The sequence below is a fragment of the Nocardioides sp. genome (assembly GCF_964228225.1).
GTDB lineage: Bacteria > Actinomycetota > Actinomycetes > Propionibacteriales > Nocardioidaceae > Nocardioides.
Genome location: NZ_CAXQZB010000024.1, coordinates 21,329 through 42,844, shown reverse-complemented (window position 1 = coordinate 42,844; position 21,516 = coordinate 21,329). Strand labels below are relative to the sequence as shown.

Annotated in this window: 16 protein-coding genes and 1 pseudogene; 9 read left to right on the top strand and 8 right to left on the bottom strand. The window is 74.4% G+C overall.

Translation table 11 applies throughout. From position 1 onward, the window contains the following. Positions 1–37 precede the first annotated feature (37 nt). Entirely contained in the window at positions 38–937 is a 900-nt protein-coding gene (locus ACERUJ_RS06060) for a MaoC/PaaZ C-terminal domain-containing protein (RefSeq protein WP_370247571.1), read from the bottom strand. Between the two features lies 1 nt (position 938). Further along, a complete protein-coding gene (locus ACERUJ_RS06055) occupies positions 939–2,279 on the bottom strand; it encodes a 3-oxoacyl-ACP reductase (protein WP_370247570.1) in 1,341 nt (446 codons plus the stop codon). Positions 2,280–2,511: 232 nt separating this feature from the next. Here ACERUJ_RS06055 and ACERUJ_RS06050 point away from each other — a divergent pair, with 232 nt between their 5' ends. Further along, entirely contained in the window at positions 2,512–3,795 is a 1,284-nt protein-coding gene (locus ACERUJ_RS06050; RefSeq protein ID WP_370247569.1) for an acetyl-CoA C-acetyltransferase, read from the top strand. A gap of 92 nt (positions 3,796–3,887) precedes the next feature. Here ACERUJ_RS06050 and ACERUJ_RS06045 read toward each other — a convergent pair whose 3' ends face one another. Further along, positions 3,888–4,610 carry a TetR/AcrR family transcriptional regulator gene (locus ACERUJ_RS06045; RefSeq protein WP_370247568.1) on the bottom strand — a complete coding sequence of 241 codons (723 nt, stop codon included), beginning with the start codon at positions 4,608–4,610 and terminating at the stop codon, positions 3,888–3,890. A gap of 149 nt (positions 4,611–4,759) precedes the next feature. Between ACERUJ_RS06045 and ACERUJ_RS06040 the strand changes: the two genes are divergently transcribed. Both ACERUJ_RS06040 and ACERUJ_RS06035 read left to right on the top strand, forming a co-directional pair. Continuing rightward, positions 4,760–6,214 (top strand): hypothetical protein, encoded by a 1,455-nt coding sequence (locus ACERUJ_RS06040; protein WP_370247567.1) that lies wholly within the window; start codon positions 4,760–4,762, stop codon positions 6,212–6,214. Between the two features lie 1,027 nt (positions 6,215–7,241). Next, positions 7,242–7,604, top strand: a complete 363-nt coding sequence (locus ACERUJ_RS06035) for a hypothetical protein (protein ID WP_370247566.1) — start codon at positions 7,242–7,244, stop codon at positions 7,602–7,604. Positions 7,605–7,614: 10 nt separating this feature from the next. Here ACERUJ_RS06035 and ACERUJ_RS06030 read toward each other — a convergent pair whose 3' ends face one another. After that, the gene (locus ACERUJ_RS06030) at positions 7,615–8,616 is read right to left on the bottom strand and encodes a TIGR03619 family F420-dependent LLM class oxidoreductase (protein ID WP_370247565.1); all 1,002 of its coding nucleotides are present in this window, start codon (positions 8,614–8,616) and stop codon (positions 7,615–7,617) included. A gap of 159 nt (positions 8,617–8,775) precedes the next feature. On the opposite strand from ACERUJ_RS06030, the gene ACERUJ_RS06025 reads away from it, so the two are divergent. The 3 genes from ACERUJ_RS06025 to ACERUJ_RS06015 are packed head-to-tail and all read left to right on the top strand — an operon-like array spanning position 8,776 to position 14,611. Continuing rightward, on the top strand, positions 8,776–10,311 hold the full coding sequence (locus ACERUJ_RS06025) for a DUF3375 domain-containing protein (RefSeq protein ID WP_370247564.1): 1,536 nt from the start codon (positions 8,776–8,778) through the stop codon (positions 10,309–10,311). Then, the gene (locus tag ACERUJ_RS06020) at positions 10,308–11,126 is read left to right on the top strand and encodes a DUF4194 domain-containing protein (RefSeq protein ID WP_370247562.1); all 819 of its coding nucleotides are present in this window, start codon (positions 10,308–10,310) and stop codon (positions 11,124–11,126) included. The genes ACERUJ_RS06025 and ACERUJ_RS06020 overlap by 4 nt, the downstream gene beginning before the upstream one ends. Next, positions 11,123–14,611 (top strand): ATP-binding protein, encoded by a 3,489-nt coding sequence (locus ACERUJ_RS06015; protein WP_370247560.1) that lies wholly within the window; start codon positions 11,123–11,125, stop codon positions 14,609–14,611. Before ACERUJ_RS06020 ends, ACERUJ_RS06015 begins: the two co-directional genes overlap by 4 nt. A gap of 431 nt (positions 14,612–15,042) precedes the next feature. Here ACERUJ_RS06015 and ACERUJ_RS06010 read toward each other — a convergent pair whose 3' ends face one another. Together ACERUJ_RS06010 and ACERUJ_RS06005 are read right to left on the bottom strand one after the other, a co-directional pair. Next, complete coding sequence (locus ACERUJ_RS06010) at positions 15,043–16,617, bottom strand: FAD-dependent oxidoreductase (protein WP_370247559.1); 1,575 nt, start codon at positions 16,615–16,617, stop codon at positions 15,043–15,045. Between the two features lie 146 nt (positions 16,618–16,763). Continuing rightward, positions 16,764–17,864: an isopenicillin N synthase family dioxygenase gene (locus tag ACERUJ_RS06005; RefSeq protein WP_370247558.1), complete on the bottom strand. Its 1,101-nt coding sequence runs from the start codon at positions 17,862–17,864 to the stop codon at positions 16,764–16,766. A gap of 192 nt (positions 17,865–18,056) precedes the next feature. Here ACERUJ_RS06005 and ACERUJ_RS06000 point away from each other — a divergent pair, with 192 nt between their 5' ends. The 3 genes and pseudogenes from ACERUJ_RS06000 to ACERUJ_RS05990 all read left to right on the top strand — a co-directional run. After that, on the top strand, positions 18,057–18,632 hold the full coding sequence (locus ACERUJ_RS06000; RefSeq protein WP_370247557.1) for a helix-turn-helix domain-containing protein: 576 nt from the start codon (positions 18,057–18,059) through the stop codon (positions 18,630–18,632). 14 nt (positions 18,633–18,646) lie between these two features. After that, positions 18,647–19,018 carry a VOC family protein gene (locus ACERUJ_RS05995; protein ID WP_370247556.1) on the top strand — a complete coding sequence of 124 codons (372 nt, stop codon included), beginning with the start codon at positions 18,647–18,649 and terminating at the stop codon, positions 19,016–19,018. A 219-nt stretch (positions 19,019–19,237) separates the two neighbouring features. Further along, positions 19,238–19,576 (top strand): annotated as a pseudogene (locus tag ACERUJ_RS05990) (DUF6518 family protein); the annotation flags it as partial. A gap of 22 nt (positions 19,577–19,598) precedes the next feature. On the opposite strand, the gene ACERUJ_RS05985 reads toward ACERUJ_RS05990, so the two are convergent. Continuing rightward, entirely contained in the window at positions 19,599–20,603 is a 1,005-nt protein-coding gene (locus ACERUJ_RS05985; protein WP_370247555.1) for a hypothetical protein, read from the bottom strand. Between the two features lie 87 nt (positions 20,604–20,690). Then, a complete protein-coding gene (locus ACERUJ_RS05980) occupies positions 20,691–21,497 on the bottom strand; it encodes a GNAT family N-acetyltransferase (RefSeq protein ID WP_370247554.1) in 807 nt (268 codons plus the stop codon). Positions 21,498–21,516: the final 19 nt, after the last annotated feature.

Genomic DNA, 21,516 nt, shown 5'->3' with positions numbered 1-21,516 from the left:
GTCGTCGTCGGGTGGTGCGGGGTGCGCCGGAGCCGACTCAGAGGTCGGTGGTGCGACCCGCGAGGTGCGGAGCGCCGCTGCGCGGGTTCGACAGCGAGAACGCGAACCCCTGGTCCACCGGGGTGGAACCGAAGGCCACCGCGCCCGGCAGCAGCACCGGCTTCTTGAACGCGACGTCGACGCGCACGGCGTCGGCGAGCCGGTTCTCCAGCGCCGCCACGCACCGCGCCATCGTCCACATGCCGTGGGCGATCTGGCGGGGGAAGCCCAGCGCCTTGGCGGTGAGGGGGTAGAGGTGGATCGGGTTGTGGTCGCCCGACACCCCGGCGTAGGTCCGGCCCAGGTCGGCCGGCAGCTTCCACACCGTGCCCGAAGCGGGCGCGTCGGGGAAGACCATGCCGTAGGAGGAGCCCTCCTCGCCGCGACCGCGACGCAGGTACGCCGAGGTCTCCTCCCAGATCACCGCGCCGTCGGCGTCGTTCTCGCGCACGGTCGTGACGAACTCGAACACCGTGCCTTTGGGGTGCGCCACGGGCGCGCCGACGTGGGCGGAGACCGCGACGGTCTCACCGACGCCGATCGGGCGGTGCTGGGTGATGGAGTTCTCCAGGTGCACGGTGCCGATGGCGGGCGCCGGGAAGGCGGGGTCGCTCATCAGCGCCATGTGCAGCCCGAAGGCCAGCATGTGGGGATAGGGCAGCGGCACGGTGTCCTTGGTGGGGAACCCGCACACCGCCGCGTAGGCCTCCACGTGCGCGCGCTCGATGGTGACCGGCCGCCGATCGAAGCCCAGGCCGCCGAAGCCGCTCAGCGGGGCCTTCCGGACCCCCGGGAGACCGCCGACCACGGGGATCGAGGGCAGGGCCGCCTTGAGCAGGACCGACAGGCCCGAGCCGGGCTCGATCGTGGTGGTCGCCCCCGTCATCTCAGGCGCCATCTCAGGCGCCCAGCATCATCTGGCCGCACACGCGCACGACGTTGCCGTTGACCAGGCTCGAGGCCGGGTCGGCGTACCAGGCCACCGTCTCGGCGACGTCGACGGGCAGGCCGCCCTGCGACATCGCGTTGAGGCGCTGGCCGACCTCGCGGGTGGCGAAGGGGACCGCGGCGGTCATCGCGGTGACGATGAAGCCGGGGGCGACGGCGTTGATGGTGATGCCGTCCTTGAGGTCGTCGGCGAAGGCGTCGACGAAGCCGATGACGCCGGCCTTGGAGGCGGCGTAGTTGGTCTGGCCGACGTTGCCGGCGATGCCCGCGATGGAGGCCACCCCGATGATGGAGCCGAACTCGTTGACGACGCCCTGGTCGAGCAGCTCGCGGGTGATCGCCTCGGGGGCGGTGAGGTTGACCGCGATCACCGAGTCCCAGCGGCCCTCGTCCATGTTGGCGAGCTTCTTGTCGCGGGTGATGCCGGCGTTGTGCACGACGACGTCGACCCCGCCGTGCTTCTCCTTGAGGTGGTGGGCGATGCGCTGCGGGGCGTCCTTGGCGGTGATGTCGAGGGTGAGCCAGTCGCCGTCCAGCTCCTTCATCAGCGACTGCAGGTCGCTGGCGAGCTGGGGCACGTCGACGCCGACGACGGTGGCGCCGTCGCGGTGCAGCACACGGGCGATCTGCTCGCCGATGCCGCGGGAGGCGCCGGTGACCAGCGCGACCTTGCCGGCCAGGGGCCGGGTGAGGTCGGCGACGGCACCGACCTTCTTGCTGCGACCGGTGTGGCAGCCGATGCGCACGACCTGGCCGGAGACGTAGGCGGACTTGGGGGAGAGCAGGAAGCCCAGGGTGCTGGCCAGGCCGCCCTCGGCGCCGTCGGCGACGTAGACCAGCTGCACGGTGGAGCCCTTGCCGATCTCCTTGCCGAGGCTGCGGGTGAAGCCCTCCAGGGCGCGCTGGGCGATGCGCTCGCTGCCCTTGGTCTTCTCCGGCGGGGTGCCGATGACCACGACGCGGGCGCAGCCCTCGAGACGGCGCAGCACGGGGGTGAAGAAGTCGCGCAGGGCGTTGAGCTCGGCCGGCGTGGACAGCCCGGTGGCGTCGAAGACCAGGCCCTTGGCCTTGGCGCCGTCCTCGAGCTGCACCGTGGAGGCCACGCCGAGGGTGTCGAGCAGACCCGGGAGGGACTCGGCGAGCCGGCCGCGGCCGCCCACCAGCACGGTGCCGGTCACCAGCGGGTCGCCCGCGGTGTAGCGCTCCAGGCGGGTCGGGCTCGGCAGGCCGAGGTTCTTGACCAGCACCTTGCCGATCGGGCTGGCGGTGAACTCCTGGTAGCGGTCGCTCATGGCGGGCTGCTCCTGTGTGATGACGACGGGGTGCGACGCGAGGACGTCACGCGGGATGGCGCCCGGCGGGGCCGGGCGGACGGTCCCGCCCGCACCGCCCTGACGCGTGGGGCCGCCAGGGTGGGCGGGCGGGGCCGAGAATATGTAACAACGGGTGTAACTCAGTGTCCACATTTCGTGACCTGCCCCTCATCGGGTGGCCCCGGGGCGTGTTACCGGTCAGTATGTTCTCATGATCGAACGTACCCGCCGCGTCGCCATCATCGGCGGCAACCGCATCCCCTTCGCGCGCTCGAACGGGGCCTACGCCACCGCGTCCAACCAGGACATGCTCACCGCGGCCATCGACGGCCTCGTGGTCCGCTTCGGCCTCGAGGGCGAGCGGGTCGGCGAGGTCGTCGCCGGTGCGGTGCTCAAGCACTCCCGCGACTTCAACCTCGCCCGCGAGTCGGTCCTCGGGTCCAAGCTCTCGCCCGAGACCCCCGCCACCGACCTCCAGCAGGCCTGCGGCACCGGTCTGCAGGCGATCATCCAGGTCGCGAACAAGATCGCCCTGGGCCAGATCGAGTCCGGCATCGCCGGTGGCACCGACACCACCTCCGACGCCCCGGTCGCGATCAGCGAGAAGCTGCGCAAGAAGCTGCTCAAGGTCAACTCCGCCCGCGACACCAAGGCCCGCCTGCAGGCGCTGGCCAAGATCCGTCCCGGCGACATCGGGCTGGCCATCCCGCAGAACGGCGAGCCCCGCACCGGCCTGTCGATGGGTGACCACCAGGCGCTCACCGCCCTGGAGTGGCAGATCACCCGCGAGGCCCAGGACGAGCTGGCCGCGCTGTCGCACCAGAACCTCGCCGCTTCCTACGAGGCCGGCTGGCAGGACGACCTCGTGACGCCGTTCCGCGGCACCGAGCGCGACACCAACATGCGCGGCGACTCCACCGCGGAGAAGCTCGCCAAGCTCAAGCCGGTCTTCGGCAAGGGCGAGGCCGCCACCATGACCGCCGGCAACTCCACCCCCCTCACCGACGGCGCCTCGGTCGTGCTGCTCGCCTCCGAGGAGTGGGCCAAGGAGAAGGGCCTGCCCGTGCTGGCCTACCTCACCGCCTACGAGACCGCCGCGGTCGACTACGTGCACGGCAACGAGGGCCTGCTGATGGCCCCGGCCTACGCCATGCCGCGGATGCTCGAGCGCGAGGGCCTCTCGCTGCAGGACTTCGACTTCTACGAGATCCACGAGGCCTTCGCCTCGCAGGTGCTCTCCACCCTCAAGGCGTGGGAGGACCCGGTGTTCTGCAAGGAGCGCCTGGGCCTGGACGCCCCGCTGGGCTCGATCGACCGCAGCAAGCTCAACGTCAAGGGCTCCAGCCTCGGCGCCGGTCACCCCTTCGCCGCCACCGGCGGTCGGATCGTGGCCAACGCCGCCAAGCTGCTGGCCGAGAAGGGCTCCGGCAAGGCCGTGATCTCGCTGTGCGCCGCCGGCGGCCAGGGCGTCGTCGCGATCCTCGAGCGCCCCTGATCCACCGCTGGTCCCGGTGCCCCGGCCCCCCTCGTGGGGGCCGGGGCACCGGCGTCTCCCGGGGTTGCCCCGGGGGGTGGTACGACGGCGCCTCAGCGGTAGCCGGCGAGGGCGAGGGCGCTGGCCACGAGGTTGGCGCGCACCTGGTCGGCCGAGATGGTGCCGATGGTCGGGATGCCCGGGGCGGCCTCGCGCACGAGGATGCCGATCCGGGCCAGCTGCAGCGCGCCCAGGCCCGAGGCGTAGAGGGTGTTGGCGAGCAGGTCGGGGTCGTCGGAGGTCGCGAACACGCCGGCCGTGACGCCGGCCTCCAGGGTCGCGCTCAGCAGCGCGAGACAGGCCGAGATGGCCCGGCCGAGGCGGAACAGGGCGCCCTCGGAGACCTCGGCGAGCAGCTCGTCGCCGCGACGTCGCATGAGCGCCTGGGCGCAGTCGACGAAGGCGGGGTAACGCACGCCGTAGTCGACGAAGGCGGCCACGATCGCGGCCAGCCGGTCCGCGGGCCGGTCGGTGAGCGCGGCGGCGGCGTCCATCTCGGTGCGCAGCTCGTCGAGGTAGCTCACCAGCGTGAGCGCGAAGAGCTCCTCCTTGCCGGTGAAGTGGCGGTAGACGATCGCGCGGTTGATGCCCACGGCCGAGGCGATGTCCTCGATCTGCGCGTCGCCGGTGCCCTTGGCGTCGAACAGGGTGCGGGTGGCGGCGATGATCTCCGCCTCCCGGGCGCGTCGGCGAGCGGCCGCCGCGCGACGGCGACCGTCCGTGGCCGGCGCGGCGGGCGCGGCGGGCGCGGCGGGGGAGGCCGGGGTGCTGCTCATGGGCCGATGGTACGGCGTGTGCAACTCCGAGTTGCACGAGTGTGACGAGATCGCCGCGGCGGCGGCGCCGGCCCGTGGGCGCGCCCGTCGACCGGTGTCGACCTCGGCGCCGATCTGGGGCTGTCGGCGTCGCGGGTTAGCGTGGCGGGATGCGGAACTCGGACCGTCTCCTCGCCCCTTCCCCGACCCCGGCCCCACGCCGGATCCCGTCAGGTCGCGCGCTGGCCGCCGCGACGGTGCTCGCCGTCACGACGGCGGTGCTGGCGCCACCGGCCTCGGCCGCGCCGGAGCCCGACCCGACCTACGGCGACGCCGGATCGGTCGTCGTCACCGGTCGGAGCGGGCAGGTGCTGCGGCCGGTGCTCGATCCGGCGGGCGGGGTGCTCGTGCAGCAGCCGGGCCCGCGCGGGGCCGACACCCTGCAGCGCGTCACGCCGACGGGGCAGGTGGTCGCCGCGTACGGCGACGCCGGCGCGCTGCGCCTCCCGTCCCTGCCCGACGGTCTGCGCGGAGCCCGCGACCTCGTGCCCACCGCCGACGGCGGCTTCTGGCGCGTGTCGGCCGGCCCGCGGGGCCGTGGCGGACAGCGCACCACGCTGCGCCTGGAGCGCATCACCGACGCCGGGCGCGCGGACCCCCGGGTGGGTCCGGGTGGTCGGGCGGTCTACGTCCTCGACCTCCCGATCCTCCCCGGGGAGGCGATCGACGCCGTGGCCGACGCGCTCGGGCGGGTGGTCGTGGCCGTTCCCGTCGCCGGGCGCGTCGGAGGGCGGTTCCGGCCGCAGGTGCTGCTCCGGATCGGTGGCGACGGCGCCCTCGACGAGGGCTTCGGTGCCCGCGGGATCTCGATCGTGCCCGCGCGGCGCGGACCGGGCCTCGAGCAGCGACTCGTGCTCCGCCCCGGCGGCGGGATCCTCGCGCTCGAGCAGGACCTGCGCGAGCGCCGGCTCGTCGTGCGGGCCCTGCGCGCCGACGGCCGGGTCGATCGCACCTACGGCGGCGACGGGCGCCGGGTCACCTCGGGCCAGGGCCGGTTGCAGCTGGCCGGAGCCATGGTCGACGACACCGACCGGCTGCTCCTGCCCAGCGCCCGCGGGGCCGGTCCCTGCGGACCCGGCCGGATCGGGATCGTGCGGTGGCGCTCCGACGGCGCCCGCGACGTCGCCTTCACCGAGGAGGCGGCACCGGTGACGTGCGACGACGGCCTCGCCACCGGTACCGATCCCGGCGCCGACCCCGGCGCCGGGCCGGGAGACGGCTCCCGGACCGTGGTCGTGCCCCGCCTCGCAGCCGCCGGCCCCTACGTCACCCTCACCCTCGACGCCACGCGCCGCAGCGCCGACGGCACCGCCGTGGGCCCGGCCGCGGACCGCCTCGTCGGACTGCTCGACACCGGCGCCCGGTGGGAGGGCCTGGGCCCGCACGGCATCGCGGTGCTGCCCGCGACCCGGACCGTGGTGGGCGCGCTGTTCCGGGCCGACGGCACCTCCGACCTCGCGGTCATCACCGCGGAGTACCCCGCAGGCGTCTTCACCGCCCCCACCCTCACGCTGCGTCGCGACGTCGCGTCGTCGCTGCCAGTACCCCCCGCGCCTGCGGCGTAGCCTGAGCCGATGAGCCGCCGTCGATCCCTCCGGTGCCCCGCAGGACGACGCCGGTCCGGCCCGCCGGCGGCGGTCTGCCTGGCGGTGCTGGCGTCGGTGCTCGCGGCCACCGCGGTAACGGCGTCCGCCGATCCCGGCTCGCGGCCCGCTCCGGATCCGGGGTACGGCGACGCGGGTCGCCTCGTGATCCCTGCGCCGGAGCGGGCGCCGGCCCCCGAGTTCCTGCCCGACGGGCGCGGTGGGCTGGTGGTGGTCTCGCGTCGCGGCGGCGAGCGCGACCGCGTGCAGCGGATCAGCTCCGAGGGCCGGCTCGATCGCCGTTTCGCCGGTGGGGTCCTGCGCCCGCGCGAGCGTGGGGAGCGGTCGGCGGCCACCTACCAGCCGGCCTCCGACGGCGGGCTGTGGCGGGTCGCGACCCTCGCCGATCGGCCCCGGGTGGTGCTGTCCGTCGCACGGTTCGACGCCCGCGGCCGTGCGGTGATCGGCGGTGGCAGCGGTCGCGTCCGGGTCGTCCTGCCGATGCGGCCCGACGTGTTCGGCGACGTCGACCTCGGACTCGACGCGCGCGGTCGTCTGCTCGTGGTGGCCGATGCCGCCGACGCCGACGGTGCGTTGATCGGCCAGCGGGCGATGCGGGTGCGCCGCGACGGAACGCTCGACCCGGCGTTCGGCGACCGGGGCGTGGCCGTCCTGCCGCCGGCGCTGGCCGACACCGTGCCCGCACCACGGCGGGTGCTGCCGCGTCCCGGCGGCGGACTCCTCGTGGTGCAGGCCCGGTTCCGGTTGATGCGGGTCTGGGCGCTGGGGCCGGACGGTCGTCCGGACCCCGCCTACGGTCGGGAGGGCCGGCTCGGCATCCCCGACCGGGGCGAGTTCGAGGTCGGCTCGGCGCTGATCGACCCCGCGGGCCGGCTCCTGGTGCCGACCCTGCCCGACGGCGGCCGGTGCACCGACACCTTCGTCGACGTCGTCCGGGTCACCTCCGAGGGGGCGGGTCGACCGCGGGTTCGCCCGCACCACCCGCCCGGTGCGGTGCTCCGACCTCGGCACCGACCGCGACGCCGGCCTGGACCGCACCGAGCTCCCCGAGGTGCTGGTGCGCACCCGCCTCGACCTCGTGGGTCGCCACGTCGTGCTGACCGTCGACCGGTCCCGCGCGAACCTCGACCTGTTCCCCCGGGTGGCGGCCACCGACCTCGTCGTCGGGCTACGTCCCTCGGGTGCGCGGTGGCCTGCCCTCGGGCCGCAGGGCCTGGTCCGGGTGGCCCCGCCCCGCACGGTGCTGGTCGTCGGGGCCTCCCGCGCGGGTACCGCGCTGAGTCTGGTCACCGCACGCCGCGTCCCCGGCAGCGCCCGGCTGGTCCTGGAGCGTCTGCTGCTCAGGCGCTGACCCCGCGCGATCACCCGGCCGCAGGAGCGAGGGCGGCGAGCACCTCCTCGGCGTAGGACGTCGCCGCGGTGGCCGGGACGTCGGGTGAGCCGACCCGGGGGTGGAAGTTCAGGTCGACGAACACCTCGGTGGCGCCCCGCTCGTACAGACGGGCGAGGTCGCCGCGCACCTGTGCGGCGTCGCCGTGGAGGAAGGGGCGCGAGGCGGGGAGGGAGCGGGCGGTGAGGTCGACGATCGCGCGGACCAGGACCGTCACGGCGTCAGGATCGCGACCGGCGTCGCGGGCGGCGGCACGCACCAGTCGTGCGCCGTCGGCGATGTCGTCGGGGCGGTGGCGACTGTGGGCGATCCAGCCGTCGGCCAGGCGGCCGGCGCGGCGCAGCGCGGCGGGCGCCGTTCCTCCGACCAGCACCGGGGGGTGGGGGCGCTGCACCGGCGCCAGGCCCGGCGAGGACGGCGGGACCCGGTAGAAGCGGCCCTCGAACCCGGCCGGATGGTCGGCGTCCGCGGCCCACAGGGCGTGCAGGGTCTGCAGATACTCCTCCATCCGGGCGCCGCGCTCGGTCTCCGGGACCCCGGTGGCGACGTACTCGTGGGGCATCCACCCGATCCCCACGCCGAGGGTGAACCGGCCCTGGCTGAGCCGGTCGAGGGTGAGCGCCGCCTTGGCGAGCACGGGCGGGGCGAGGAACGGCGCGCACACGGTGGCGGTGCCGAGCCGGATCCGGGTCGTGTGACCGGCCACGAGGGCCAGGGGCAGCAGGGGGTCGTGGACGGCCCGGTAGGCGGCGTCGTCGGCGGGGCGGGCCCCCGGGTTGCTGGCGGCCACGCCGTCGCTCCTCGCCGGCGGCGCGTCGTCGGGGGCCGGGTGGAGGAGCCGCTGGAAGGTCCACAGGGAGCGGTAGCCGAGGTCCTCGGCGCGTCGGGCGAGGGCGAGCATCGTCCCGGGCTCCGCCCACGACCCGGAGACCGGGAGTCCGAAGCCGAGGGCTGGTGCGTCGCCGGAGGTCACCCACCCAGCCTGTGCGCGCCGGGGCGTCGTCCACCACATCCCGGGGTCCACATCCCGGGGGCCGCGGCCCGGGACCGTCGGCGGGCTCTGGAACACTGGCGCGCTGGACCGCCGGGCGCCCGGCACGCACGGTCCCCCGTCGAGCCTGGGAGGAGGGTGATGAGCGACGTCGTCGGCGAGTACGCGCGGGTGCGCGGTGCCTTCGCCCAACCCACCCTCACCCTGCTGCACCAGCGGCAGGCGCCGGTGGTCATCACGATCTTCCGCGCGGCGTTCGGGCGCCAGAACAAGCCGATCCCCACGGCCCGCCTGCACACCCAGGTCGAGGAGCACCTCGCCGAGATCCGGCTCGCCGGTGACGTCGACCCCGGTGAGATCCCGGCGGGCAGCGGCCGCGACCTGTGTCAGCGCTGGATGCGCGGCCAGTGGCTGGTGCGCGCCCTCGACGAGACCGGCCACGAGGTGTACACCCTCACCTCCCACGCCCAGCACGCACTCGAGCTGGTCAAGACCCTGGCCCGCGACCGCGCCACCCTGAGCGAGCACCGCATCGCCACGATCCTCGGCACGGTGCGGCGCTTCAACGCCGAGGCCAACCCCGACCGCGGCGCCCGGGTCACGCTGCTCAACGCCGAGATCGCCCGACTGCAGGCTGAACGCGACCGGCTCGTGGAGGGCGCGGCCCTGGTGAGCGCCACCGAGGACTACATGCTCGAGGGCTTCACCGAGCTGCTCTCCCTCATCTCCGCCCTCCCCAGCGACTTCGCCCGGGTGGAGGAGCGGTTCGCGAGCATCCGCGGCACCGTGCTCGCGGCGTTCCGGGCCGAGGACCGGCCGGCCGGTGAGGTCATCGACGACTACCTGGCCCGCGCCGACGCCCTGATGACCGCCACCCACGAGGGCCGGGCCTTCGAGGGCGCGTTCGCCCTGCTGCGCGACGACGCGCTGGTCACCCAGCTGCGGGAGGACCTCACCGCCCTGCTCGAGCACCCACTCTCCGACGGGCTGCTCAGCGACGCCGACCGGGCCGAGCTGCGGGGCACCGTGCGGCTGGTGCGCGAGGGCCTGGACCGGGTCCTCACCCAGCGCTCGCGCGTCACCGCGACGCTCAAGGAGTACATCGTCTCCCACGACGGTGCCCGCGACCGCGAGCTGGAGCAGACGCTGCGGGCGGTGGAGTCGGAGCTGATGACCTGGATGGCCACCACCGGACCGCGCGCCACCCACGACGTCGCCCTGCTGCCGGCCCGCGCCGGCGTCGAGCACCTGCGCGAGCGCTTCTACGACCCTGCCGACGACGTGCTCCCCGAGCGGATCTGCGCGGCTGACCCCGACGACGCCCCGGCGGTGTCGCTGGCCGAGCTGATGGCCCAGGGCGGGCCGCAGCTGGCCCCGCTGCGGCGTCGCCTCGAGGACGCCCTCACCTCCCTCACCCCGGCCGCGAGCCTGGGCGAGCTGTTCGCCTCGCTGGAGCCCTCGCTGCGGCGTCCGGTGGAGATCTACGGCCTGCTCCACCTCGCCGCCGACCGCGGCTTCGCCACCGAGGACGTCCTCGAGGCGTTCGCCGCGGTGCGCCCCGACGGCACCCGTCGCACCTTCACCGTGCCGCGGACCCGCCTGCCCGACCCCGATCTGCCCGACCCCGATCCGTCCGACCCCGATCGACCCACGCCGCGAAGCGAGCCCCCCGCATGAGCCTGGATCAGCACCCCGCCCCCACCGACGCGACCGACGTGATCGACGTCCCCGACGACGCCGCGGACTCAGCGGACGCCGTCGACCGTCCGGAGCAGGGGAACGAGGAGATCGAGGAGCAGGACCTGGAGTTCGCCACGTCGGTGTCGCTGTTCGAGGGCGACGAGGGCGGCCTGGAGTTCCGGCAGCGGCTGGCGCTGGTCACGCTGCTCAAGCAGCGCTTCATCAGCGCCCGCACCCACCCCCGCGACTGGCGGGTCCTGGTCGAGCACGAGCGGGTGCTGCGCTCCCGCCTCAACGACCTGTTCCTCGATCTGCAGATCGACCGGGAGCGCGAGGTGGCCTGGAAGCGGCAGGCCAGCGGCGAGGCCGGGGCACGGTTCCCCACGCTGCTCCACGACACCGCCTGGTCCCGGGAGGAGACGCTGGTGCTGGTGCACCTGCGCGACCGGCTGCGCGCCGGTCTGGCGACGGGCGACACCCGGGTCTTCGTCGACCGCGACGACATCCTCGACCACGTCGCGAGTTTCCGCCCCTCGCACGCCACCGACGAGGCGGGTGATGAGAAGCGGGCGCGCAACGCCGTGGTGAGCCTGGTCAAGGCCGGGCTGCTCATCGGCGCGGCCACCGACGACCGGTTCGAGATCAGCGAGGCCGTCGAGCCGCTGCTGCCCCTGGAGCTGCTCACCGAGCTGCTCGAGGCGCTGCGGCGCGCCAACGGCAGCCCCGGGCAGGCCGACGAGGGGGTCGCTCCGGACCTGTTCGACGACGGTGCCGACGCGGTCGAGCCCGAGGACCGGGAGGGTGCGTCGTGAGCATCGAGGAGATCGCCGCGGAGTCCACCGGGGGGCTCTTCGACCGCAGCGTGGTCGCGGCCCCCGCCGACGACACGGTCCAGTGGCGCGCCGCGCTGCTGCAGCTGGTCAACTGGGGCGGCTTCAGCGGCCTCACCACCGTGCCGCTGCGCGGGGACGCCACGATGATCAGCGGCGCCTCCGGGGTCGGCAAGAGCACGATCCTCGACGCCTACACGGCGCTGATGATGCCCTCGGACACCAAGTTCAACGGCGCCTCCAACGACGCCGTGGCCGGCCGTGCGCGCAGCGCGGGCCAGCGCAACCTGCTGTCCTACCTGCGCGGCGCGGTCGACGTCGTGGACGACCCGCGCACCGGTCGGCCGGTCGAGCAGCTGCTGCGCGGGCGGGGCAGCGACACCTGGGGCGCGGTGGCGATGACCTTCGTCAACGACGAGGGCGGCCGGTTCACGGCGTTGCGCACCTACTACGTGCCGCGGCGCGCGACCCGCTCGGGCGACGTCCAGATGCAGCTGGTCACCCACGAGGCCGCACTGCCCCTGGACCTGCTCGAGGTCGCGGTGCCCGACCGGTTCCACGCCAACGTGCTCAAGAAGCTGTTCCCCGGGGTGCGGGTGCACCGCACCTACGCCGAGTTCGCGGCCGTGCTCCATGCCCGTCTCGGCATCGGCGCCCACAGCGACGGCGCCAAGGCCCTGCGGCTGCTCGCCCGCATCCAGGCGGGCAACCAGGTGCGCAGCGTCGATGAGCTGTACAAGGAGATGGTGCTCGAGCGGCCCGGCACCTACGCCGCCGCCGACCGCGCGATCGAGCACTTCGACGACCTCGACACCGCCTACGCCGCGATGCGTACCGAGGAGCAGAAGCTCGAGCTGCTCGGCCCGATCACCGAGCTCCACGAGCGCAAGGTGGTGGCGCGACGTCGTCTCACCGAGCTGGACTCCTTCGGGGTCACCCGCGGTGGGGACACCCCGCTGCGGCTCTGGCTGCTGCGCACCCGCCAGCGGCTGGTGCAGGTGGCGGTGGCCGCCAACCGCGACGAGCGACGCGCCAGCGCCGAGGCGGTGGCGGCCGCGGCTGCCACCGAGTCGGCCCTCCACGCCGACCTCGAGGCGGCCAAGGAGGCGCACCGGGCCGCCGGTGGCGCCACCCTGCAGTCGCTGGCGCTCAGCATCGAGCAGGAGGCCGTGGTGCGCGAGGACCGCCTCGGTCGCCGGGCGGTCCTGCAGGAGCGGCTGCTGCCGCTGCTGGACGCCGCCGACCCTGACGGTTCCGCCGGTTCCGCCGATCCGGAGGGTCCCGACCTCCACGCGGCGCTGGGTGAGGCCGCTGCGTTCAGCGCGCTGCAGGAGCGGGCGCGCGACTGGCTCGCCGGTGCCCCGCGCTCGTTGGAGCAGCTGCGGGCCGAGCGCGACGCCGTCCGCCAACGGGGCTTCCCGCTGCAGCAGCGCCAGGCCGAGCTGCGCGCCGAGCGCGCCTCGCTGGCGGGTCGCACCAGCCGCATCCCGGCGCGGTTGCACGAGCTGCGGGCCGAGGTGGCCGAGGCCAGTGGGCTCGCCGTGGAGGAGCTGCCCTTCGTGGCCGAGCTGCTCGACCTCGCGCCCGGCGAGGCCCCGTGGCGCACGGCCATCGAGACCGTGCTGGGGGCCTCGGCGCGGGTCCTCCTCGTGCCGCTGGACCGGCTGGAGCACTTCTCCGCCGCGATCGACGGCCTGCAGCTGCGGGGCCGGCTCACCTTCGAGGGCGTCGAGCTCGACCTCCCCGACGCCGGGGCGCAGGACCCGGCACGGGTGGCGGGCAAGCTGCTCCACCAGGACTCTCCTTTCCGGGGCTGGGTGCAGGCCCACGTGGCCGATCCGGCTCGCAACGCGCTCTGCGTCGACGACGCGGCGGGGCTCGCCGGCCCGGGGCTGCGGGTCACGCGGGCGGGGCAGACCCGCCACGGTCGCCGTGGCACCCACGGGCGCGCCGATACCCGCGCCATCATCGGGTTCTCCAACGCCGACACGCTCGCCGAGATCGACGTCGAGCTCGCCGCGCTCGACACCGCCCTGAGCGGTCTCGACGCCGAGGTCGCCGAGCTCGACCGGCGGCTGCGGGTCCTCGACCTGGTGCGCAGCGCCTACGACGCCGTCGCCGCGGCCCGCTTCGACGACCTCGACGTGGCTGGCTCCCAGCGCCGCATCGACGACCTCGAGCAGCGCCGGGCCGACCTGCTGGCCGCCGACGACCAGCTGCAGGTGCTGCAGACCCAGATCGACGAGCTGGGTCGGGCCCTGGAGGAGGCGCGGCGCACCCGGTTCGGGCACGAGGGCCGTCAGCGCGAGCTCGGGGTGGTGCACGCCGAGCTGGTCGAGGTCGAGGACGAGGTGAGCGACCTGCTCGCCGCGCTCGAGGACGCCGGCACCGTCGTCCTCACCCCGGCGCAGGAGGCCGCGCTGGCGGCCGACTTCGCCGCGGCTGCCGCCCCCGCCGACCCCGAGGACCCCGCCCGGTTCGAGGAGAACGCCGACCGCCTCCACCTGCGGCTGCGCGCGGCCGTGGCCGACGCGGAGGCCGAGATCAGGCGGATGGACGACGACCTCGTCGCGGTGTTCCGGGCCTACAAGTTCCACTGGGACTCCCCGAACCTGGGCTCGACGGCCGACTCCTATCCCGACTACGCCCGGATCCTGGAGGACATCCGCGGGACCGGCCTGGCGCAGCGGCGGGCGGAGTGGCGGCGCCGGCTCACCGAGTGGAGCGGGCAGGACCTCGTGCCGTTGCTCGGGGCGATGCACGCCTCGGTGGAGGAGATCGAGGACCGGCTCGAGCCGATCAACGCGATCCTGCGCCGTCTGGAGTTCGGCGCCACCGGCGAGCGGCTCCGCATCCGCCTGCGCCGACTCGCCCCCGCCCACGTGCAGGTCTTCCTGCGCGACCTGCGCACCCTGGCGGCGGAGTCCGCCACCGGGCTGGGGGAGGCCGCGTTGGAGAAGCGGTTCAGCGACCTGAGTCGCTTCATGCAGCAGCTGCGGCGTCCGGCACCGGGGGCGGACGCGACCCTCAGCGAGCGCGACCGGTTGCTCGACGTGCGTCGCCACGTCGAGATCAGCGCCGAGCGCTACTCCCACCTCACCGGCGAGCTGCGGGCCACCTACCGCACGCTGGGGGAGAAGAGCGGCGGGGAGAGCCAGGAGCTCGTGGCGTTCATCGTCGGTGCGGCCCTGCGGTTCCGGCTCGGCGACGAGCTGCGCTCCCGGCCCCGGTTCGCCCCGGTCTTCCTCGACGAGGGGTTCGTCAAGGCCGACTCCGAGTTCGCCGGCCGCGCGGTGCAGGCCTGGAAGGGCCTGGGGTTCCAGCTGATCATCGGCGTCCCGCTGGACAAGGTCACCGGCCTCGAACCCCACATGGACGAGCTCCTGGCGATCACCAAGGACCCGGCCACCCACCGCTCCTGGATCACCCCCATCACCGACGCCGGCCGTTCCAGCACGGCGACCTAGCCGGGCGCCTCCTCGACGGCCGTGGGGGAGTGCGCTGCGTCCCTCCGGCCCTCCTCCACCTCGCCGCGTCTCGTGACGGCGCTGGGGCGCCTCCTCGACGAACGTGGGGTGGCACGGGCAGGGAGCGGGCCGCGCGCACCCGAACGACGGCGTCCTCTGTGGACGTGGGGTGGCACGGTCGTCGAGGAGCGAGCGCCAGCGAGTGTCACGAGACGCGCGCACCCGAACGACGGCGTCCTCTGTGGACGTGGGGTGGCACGGTCGTCGAGGAACGAGCGCCAGCGAGTGTCACGAGACGCGCGCACCCGAACGACCGCGTCCTCTGTGGACGTGGGGTGGCACGGTCGTCGAGGAACGTGCGCCAGCGAGTGTCACGAGACGCGCGCACCCGAGCGACCGCGTCGAGCGGCTTCCGGGGCCGGCCGCACCGCTCAGGTGAGCCGGACCGCGCGCAGCACGACGTCGTCGACGTGGTGGCTGCTGGCGGCGCCGGGCGGGCGGGGGCGGGTGCCGTGGACGTCGATGCGCCAGGCGGGGTCGTCGGCCAGGGCCGCGGCGAACTCCGCGACGCCGACGAAGGCCTCGGGGTCCCACATCCGGGTCTGGGTGTCCACGTCGATCGGCTCCCGCATCGGCGCCAGGTCGTGGGCGACCACGAGCAGGGTGCCCCCGGGGGCGACGGCGGCCAGCACGTGCCGCAGACCGCGGTCGTCCGGCGTCCGGGGGAAGGAGCCGTACTGCAGCGACACGAGGTCGTAGGCGCCCTCGGGATAGGGCACGGGGTCGTTGGCGTCGGCGCGCAGCAGCTCCACGCTCACCCCGCGCTGGGCGGCGCCCGCACCCACCCGGGCCAGGGCGTGCTCGCTGATGTCGGTGGCGGTCACCTGCCAGCCCCGCTCGGCCAGCCAGATGGCGTCCCCGCCCTCGCCCGCGCCGACGTCGAGCGCACGTCCGGGCGGCAGGTCGGCGACCTCGGCGACCAGCGTGCCGTTGGGGTTGCCGCTCCACATCGGTTCCTCGCCCGCGTAGCGCTCCTCCCAGTCCTGGCGGGCGCCGCCGCCCCGGGTGCCGGCGGCGAGGTCCTCCCCGGCGAGGTCGAAGGCGATCATCGCCGCCACCCGGCTGCCGTGGGCGGCCGCGGGCATGACCTGCAGGCTCGGGTCGGTCACGTTGCCGGCGGCGTAGAGGCCGCGCACGGCGGTCTCACCGCGCTCGTCGACCTCGACGAGGTCGCCGGCCCCGCTCACGTGGGCCACCGGGGTCAGCCCCAGGCCCGCCGCGACCTCGGCGCGCATCGCGAACCGCGGACCCACCATCACCGCGTCGGCCGGGACGACGGTCCCGTCGGCTAGCTCGACCCCCTCGACGTCGGCGGGCCCGGAGTCGGCGGGGCGGGTGAGCACCCGGCGGACGTCGGCGCGCAGCACCGGCACCCCGGCCGACTCGTAGGGCGCCAGCGCGGCGGCGTCGATCTCGACCCCGCCGTGCAGCACGACGGTGAGGTCGGTGGTCAGGTGGCGCAGCAGCGCGGTGGGGTGAAGGCCGAAGGAGTGGGTGACGATCTGGACCAGCCGGGTGTCGCGCACCTCGAAGCCGTGGCAGAAGGGGCAGTGCAGCACCCCGCCGCCCCAGGCCGCGGCCACGCCCTCGATGTCGGGCAGCTCGTCGCGCAGGCCGGTGGCCAGGAGCACCCGCCGGGCGCGAAGGGTGTGCCCGCCGGTGAGGCTCAGGGCGATCCGACCGGCGTCGTCGCGCGTCGCGCCTGTGACACGGCCGCTCAGCACCTCCCCGCCGTAGGAACGCACTTCCACCCGCCCCCGGGCGCGCAGCTCCTGCGGCGAGGCGCTCTCGTGGCCGAGGTAGCCGTGCATGTGCGCGGCCGGGGCGTTGCGCGGGGTGTCGTCGTCGATCACGATCACGCTGCGCCGCTGGCGGGCCAGCTGCAGTGTCGCGGCCAGCCCGGCGGGACCGCCACCGACGACGGCGACGTCGCAGCTGCGGTTCATCGTCCGCGGGTGCCCGTGCCCATGCCCGTGCCCATGCCCATGCCCATGCCCGGAACCGGTCTCGTGGTCGTGGTCGTGCTCGCTCATGGTCCCGACGATAGGGGTCTCTGGCGATCTGCCCAAGGAGGCTTGCAGGATCCGCAAACCTAGGGAAGGTCGGCCGCGAGCACCCGCTCGGCCTCCCGGGCCGCGTCGCGGTTCACCACGCCGGCCCGGGAGCCGGCCAGCTTCGCGCTGATGTGCTCGGCCACCGTCACGGGCGTGTAGAGCGCGGGGCGGTCGGCGTCGACGAAGCCGGGCAGGGGTCCGACCACCGCGTCGGCGTCGCCGTCGAAGAAGTAGGCCGCGGAGCGGCGGCGCTGGATCGTGCCGTCCACCACCGGCGGCTTCACGCGGTGCAGCGTCGAGAGCCACTGCTCGTTGGTGAGCCGGGTGGTGAGGTCGCCGAGGTTGATCAGCAGGGCGCCCTCCTCCGGGCTGACGTCGTGCCAGGCGCCGTCGTGCAGCACCTGCAGGCCGCGGATCCGGTCGGCCAGCAGGATCGTGACGAACCCGAAGTCGGTGTGCTCGCCCATGCCCATCAGGTCCTCGTCGATCTCCACGCGGGTGCCGTCGGGCAGGGCGTAGTTGTTCATCCGCAGCACCTCGATGGGGTGGCGGGCGAGGTCGCCGAGGGTGCCGGGGGCGAGGTCGAGGGCGTCCTCGAAGATCGTCATCATCGTGCGGGCCACCCGACCGGCCTCGCGGCGCCAGGCCTGCACGGCGTCACGGAAGCCGGGCACGTCGGGCCAGGTGTTCTCGGCGTGGTGCCCGGCCAGGGTCTCGGCCAGGGTCTCGGAGGGGATCCCGTCGGGGTGCAGCTCGGAGGCGGCTGAGCCGACGTTGAAGGCCTCGAAGAAGTCCTTCATCCGGGTCTCGGACTGCACCCCGGCGCTCAGGGCGAGGGTCTCAGACTTGGGCGGGGTGTAGCCGCGGTTCTCGGCCGTGGGGCGCTGCCAGGCCCGCTTCTGCGCCAAGGCAAGGCCGAAGAAGGCGTCCATCGCGTCCAGCAGCGCCTCGACCGCCTGCGGTGCGATGCCGTGGCCGCGGATCTGGATGAACCCGATGTCGCGGCAGGCGGCGTCGATCGCGGTGGCGACGGCGGCGCGCTCGTCGGGGGTGGCGTCGGGGCGCACGTAGGGGGCGATGTCGACGACCGGCACGCGGAACGGGCGGGCGGCACGGGGGGAGAGGGGCTGGGAGGTCACGGGATGCTCCTGACGGGTGGGCGTGCGGGGACGGCGCTCGGAGGTGTCCGCTTTCCCGGCCGCAGGGCCTTGCTGTCCTGTTGAACTCGAGCGGGACAAGCCTAGGGGCCGTCGATGTCGGCGATGTTGCCGGCTCACCCGTTTCCCGCCAGGCGTCTTGCGCTCCCCGCAAGGAGGGGCGAGGATCGCCAGGTGAGCGGAGCAACGGATGTCGAGACGCTGGCCCGTTCCCGGCTGCGCAGCCTGCGGCTCACCCTCGGCTACAGCCTCGACGACCTCGCGGCCCGCTCCCACCTCAGCGCCTCCACCATCAGTCGCATCGAGACCGGCAAGCGCACCCTGAGCCTCGACGTGCTGGTGCCGCTGGCCCAGGCGCTGCAGGTGAGCCTCGACGTGCTCTTCGAGGCCCCCGGCGACGACGACGTCGTCATCCGGCCGGTGGCCCACCAGCAGGGTGCCCGCACCACCTGGCTGCTGAGCCGGCCCGACGGTCGCACCCTGGCGATGAAGATGCGGCTGCTGCCGAGCGAGACCCGCCCCACCCAGCGGGTGCACCCGGGCCACGACTGGTTCTGCGTGCTCGAGGGCCGGGTGCGGTTGTGGCTGGGCGAGCGGGAGATCGACGTCGCGACCGGCGAGGCCGCCGAGTTCAGCACCATGACCCCACACGCCTTCGGCGCGCTCGACGGACCGGCCGAGGTCATCATGATCTTCGATCGCGAGGGCCAGCGGGCCCACGTGCACCTGGACGAGGGGGACTCGATGTGATGCGGCTGCAGACGATGAGCATCTTCGTGGACGACCAGCAGCACGCGCTGGAGTTCTACCGCGACGTGCTCGGCTTCGACGTCGTCGCCGACGTGCCGCTGGGGGAGTACCGGTGGCTCACCGTGCGCCCCGCGGGGCAGGACGGCCCCGACGTGCTGCTGGAGCCGAAGGGCCACCCGGCGGTCGCCCCGTTCACCTCGGCGCTGCGCGCCGACGGCATCCCGTTCTGCCAGCTCGGGGTCGACGACCTCGACGCCGAGCACGCCCGACTCGTCGGCCGGGGTGTGGTCTTCACCGTGGCGCCGACCGATGCCGGGCCGGTGCGGATCGCCGTGTTCGACGACACCTGCGGCAACCTGCTCCAGCTCGTCCAGCAGGTGGCGTGAGACCGACAGGGTCCGATGCCCCGAGGACCGGCGACGTCCCTCAGGCCCGCTCGCGCAGGTAGGCCACGACGGTCGGCCAGTCCTCGAACCCGGCGTGGCCGAACGGCACGACCTCGCCCTCGAACCGGTCGGCACCGTTCTTCGTGGGCCGGTCGTCGACGAGGAAGTCTCCGCGGTTGAGGTGCTTGTGGTGGCTGAGGATGAGCCGCCGAGGCCCGGGGCCTCGCCGACGACCCCGGCTTCTGGCTGGTCGTCGGCGTCCTGACCGGTCCGGTGATCGGGCTCTGCGCGGCCGCCCTGCGGCAGGAGCCCCCGCGCCCGCGGGCGGTCGCCGCCGGCGTGCTCGGTGGGGTGCTGGTGGGGGACGGCGTCTACGGCCTCACCGTGGTGGCGTCGTCGACGAGCCCGGTGGCGTGGAGCCTCGTACTGGCCTGTGGTGTCGTCGGCGCCGTGCTCGTGGCTCGCCGACTCCCGACCTGGGGTGACCGCGTGCTCGTCGCGGCGGTCCTGGCGGTGGTGGCGGTGGCCTTCAGGGTCGGCTACGCCGTCGTGGGCTGAGAGACGAGTGACGGATGCCGGGTCAGCGCACCCGAGCGGCGAACACCGTCCGCGTCACAGGCCGTGTGTCGGGTTTGCTGACCGTCACGAGCGCGGAGAGCGTGTGGCCGCGCCACCGGGGGCGCAGCGCGAGTGAGCGGCCCGTCCCCACCGTGGCCCCGTCCAGCTGCCAGCGGTAGGAGACGCTCGCGCCGCCCTCTGCCTCCGTGGGGGAGAGCCGCACGGTGCGACCCGCCCGCGCGGCATCGAGCAGGCGACTCCACGAGAACACCACGACGGCACGCAGTCCCACGCGGGGGAAGACGACGTCGCGGCTGCGGGAGAGCCGGCCGGACTGCGAGACCGTCACGCGCGCGATCGGGACCTGGCCACGGAATGCGCTCGTGAGGTCCAGGACCGGGCCGTCGGTGAGTTTGTAGTTCCCGAAGTACCACTCGTACGCGACGGCCGCGCCTGGCTCGGTCGACGGTGCGGTGACGCTGATGCGGTCGCCGACCTCCGAGCGCCCGTGCGGTCGGCTCCAGTCGCTCACGGACACGTACTCCGGTGGCTCGGCATAGGTGAGGGTGACCGAGCCGACGTGAGGGGTGGCGCACGTGAACGCCGTGCGGTCGTCGGTGCGGGGGATCTCGGTTCCCCATCCCTCATAGCCGCCGTGGACCACGGCGATGCCGATCCTCCAGTCGGGGCCGAGGTCCGAAGCAGGGGCCTCCACCGTGATGAGGTAGGTGCCCGAGCGGATCTCCTCGGCGAGTCCGACGGTGTTCGCGACGCCGTCGCCCTCGAAGTCGCAGCCGGAGATGTTGACGACCACGTCGTTCTGCGATCCGAACCGGGACGGCTCCGCACCGATGTCCCTCGCGAGGAACTGGAACTGGACGGTGTCGTCCCTCACCGCGATCTGAGTCAGCTCGACCCGGCCCACCGTCTGGGTCTCGCGCTCGGCCGCGGTGGCCGGGACCGGCGCCGACGCGACCACGAGGGCGAGCACGGCGAGGGCCGAGCGGAGCGGGTGTCGCGACGTCATGGGGACCTCCTGGATGGCGCGCCCACCGTAGCCGCCGCCGGGCCGCCCCCCGATCCGCGCGGGGGCATCGCGCGGTGTCCGTCCGGGTCAGCGCGGGCGCTGCTCGAGCTGGATCTGGGTCTCGGTGACGGCTAAGCCGACGGACTCGTAGATCCGCAGGGCGTGGTAGTCGGGGTCGGCGACGATCACGAGGGTGTGGGCGCCGAGCCCGTCGGTGGCATCCAGCCCGTAGGTCGCCACGCGGTGCAGCAGCGTCCCGGCGAGCCCCCGACCTCGGTGGTCGGGGTGGGTCTCGACCGTCTGGAACCGGGCCAGCCCGCCGCCGGCGTCCAGCAGCCCCATCGAGGCCACCAGTCGGTCGCCCTCGAAGGCGCCCCACCACGCGCCGTGCCCGGCCTCGCACACGGCGCGGTCCGCCTCCGCCCGGGCCTCGGCGAAGGCGCGATAGCCGGGGTCCCCGCCCGCCTCCGCGGCATCCACCGCCACCGACATCTCCACGCGCTGCGCCCAGTCGTCGTCGGTGGCGAGGGTCCGGTACTGCGCGGTGATGTTCGGCCGCGCCGGCAGGCGCACCGAGGTCGCCGTCATCACCGCCGAGCTCTCCACGCGCGGGCCGGCGGCGACCAAGGGTGCGAGTGCGTCGACGTCGAGCGCTCGACCGTCGATGCCGAAGGTGCGGAAGTCAGCGTCGGGCAGGTCAGCGTCGTAGCGAGCCAGCACTGCTGCGACGTCGTCGGGGCCCGGCGGCGCGGCCAGCAGGTCGAAGTTGCCCCACCGGTAGGTCGGGTTCGCCGGTGTGCGGACGGCGACGTGGTCGCCGCGGTCCTCCAAGAGCGAGCCGCCGAGACGCAGCAGCGCGAGGTCGGTGCGGAACCCGAGTGAGGTGATCTCCACGCCGCCGAGCCTAGACCGG

Coding starts and splice junctions, on each gene's coding strand:
- ACERUJ_RS05985 (WP_370247555.1), bottom strand. CDS start 20,603: ATGACGTCGCGACACCCGCTCCGCTCGGCCCTCGCCGTGCTCGCCCTC.
- ACERUJ_RS06060 (WP_370247571.1), bottom strand. CDS start 937: ATGGCGCCTGAGATGACGGGGGCGACCACCACGATCGAGCCCGGCTCG.
- ACERUJ_RS06020 (WP_370247562.1), top strand. CDS start 10,308: ATGAGCCTGGATCAGCACCCCGCCCCCACCGACGCGACCGACGTGATC.
- ACERUJ_RS06025 (WP_370247564.1), top strand. CDS start 8,776: ATGAGCGACGTCGTCGGCGAGTACGCGCGGGTGCGCGGTGCCTTCGCC.
- ACERUJ_RS06045 (WP_370247568.1), bottom strand. CDS start 4,610: ATGAGCAGCACCCCGGCCTCCCCCGCCGCGCCCGCCGCGCCCGCCGCG.
- ACERUJ_RS06010 (WP_370247559.1), bottom strand. CDS start 16,617: ATGAACCGCAGCTGCGACGTCGCCGTCGTCGGTGGCGGTCCCGCCGGG.
- ACERUJ_RS06050 (WP_370247569.1), top strand. CDS start 2,512: ATGATCGAACGTACCCGCCGCGTCGCCATCATCGGCGGCAACCGCATC.
- ACERUJ_RS05995 (WP_370247556.1), top strand. CDS start 18,647: ATGAGCATCTTCGTGGACGACCAGCAGCACGCGCTGGAGTTCTACCGC.
- ACERUJ_RS06055 (WP_370247570.1), bottom strand. CDS start 2,279: ATGAGCGACCGCTACCAGGAGTTCACCGCCAGCCCGATCGGCAAGGTG.
- ACERUJ_RS06040 (WP_370247567.1), top strand. CDS start 4,760: ATGCGGAACTCGGACCGTCTCCTCGCCCCTTCCCCGACCCCGGCCCCA.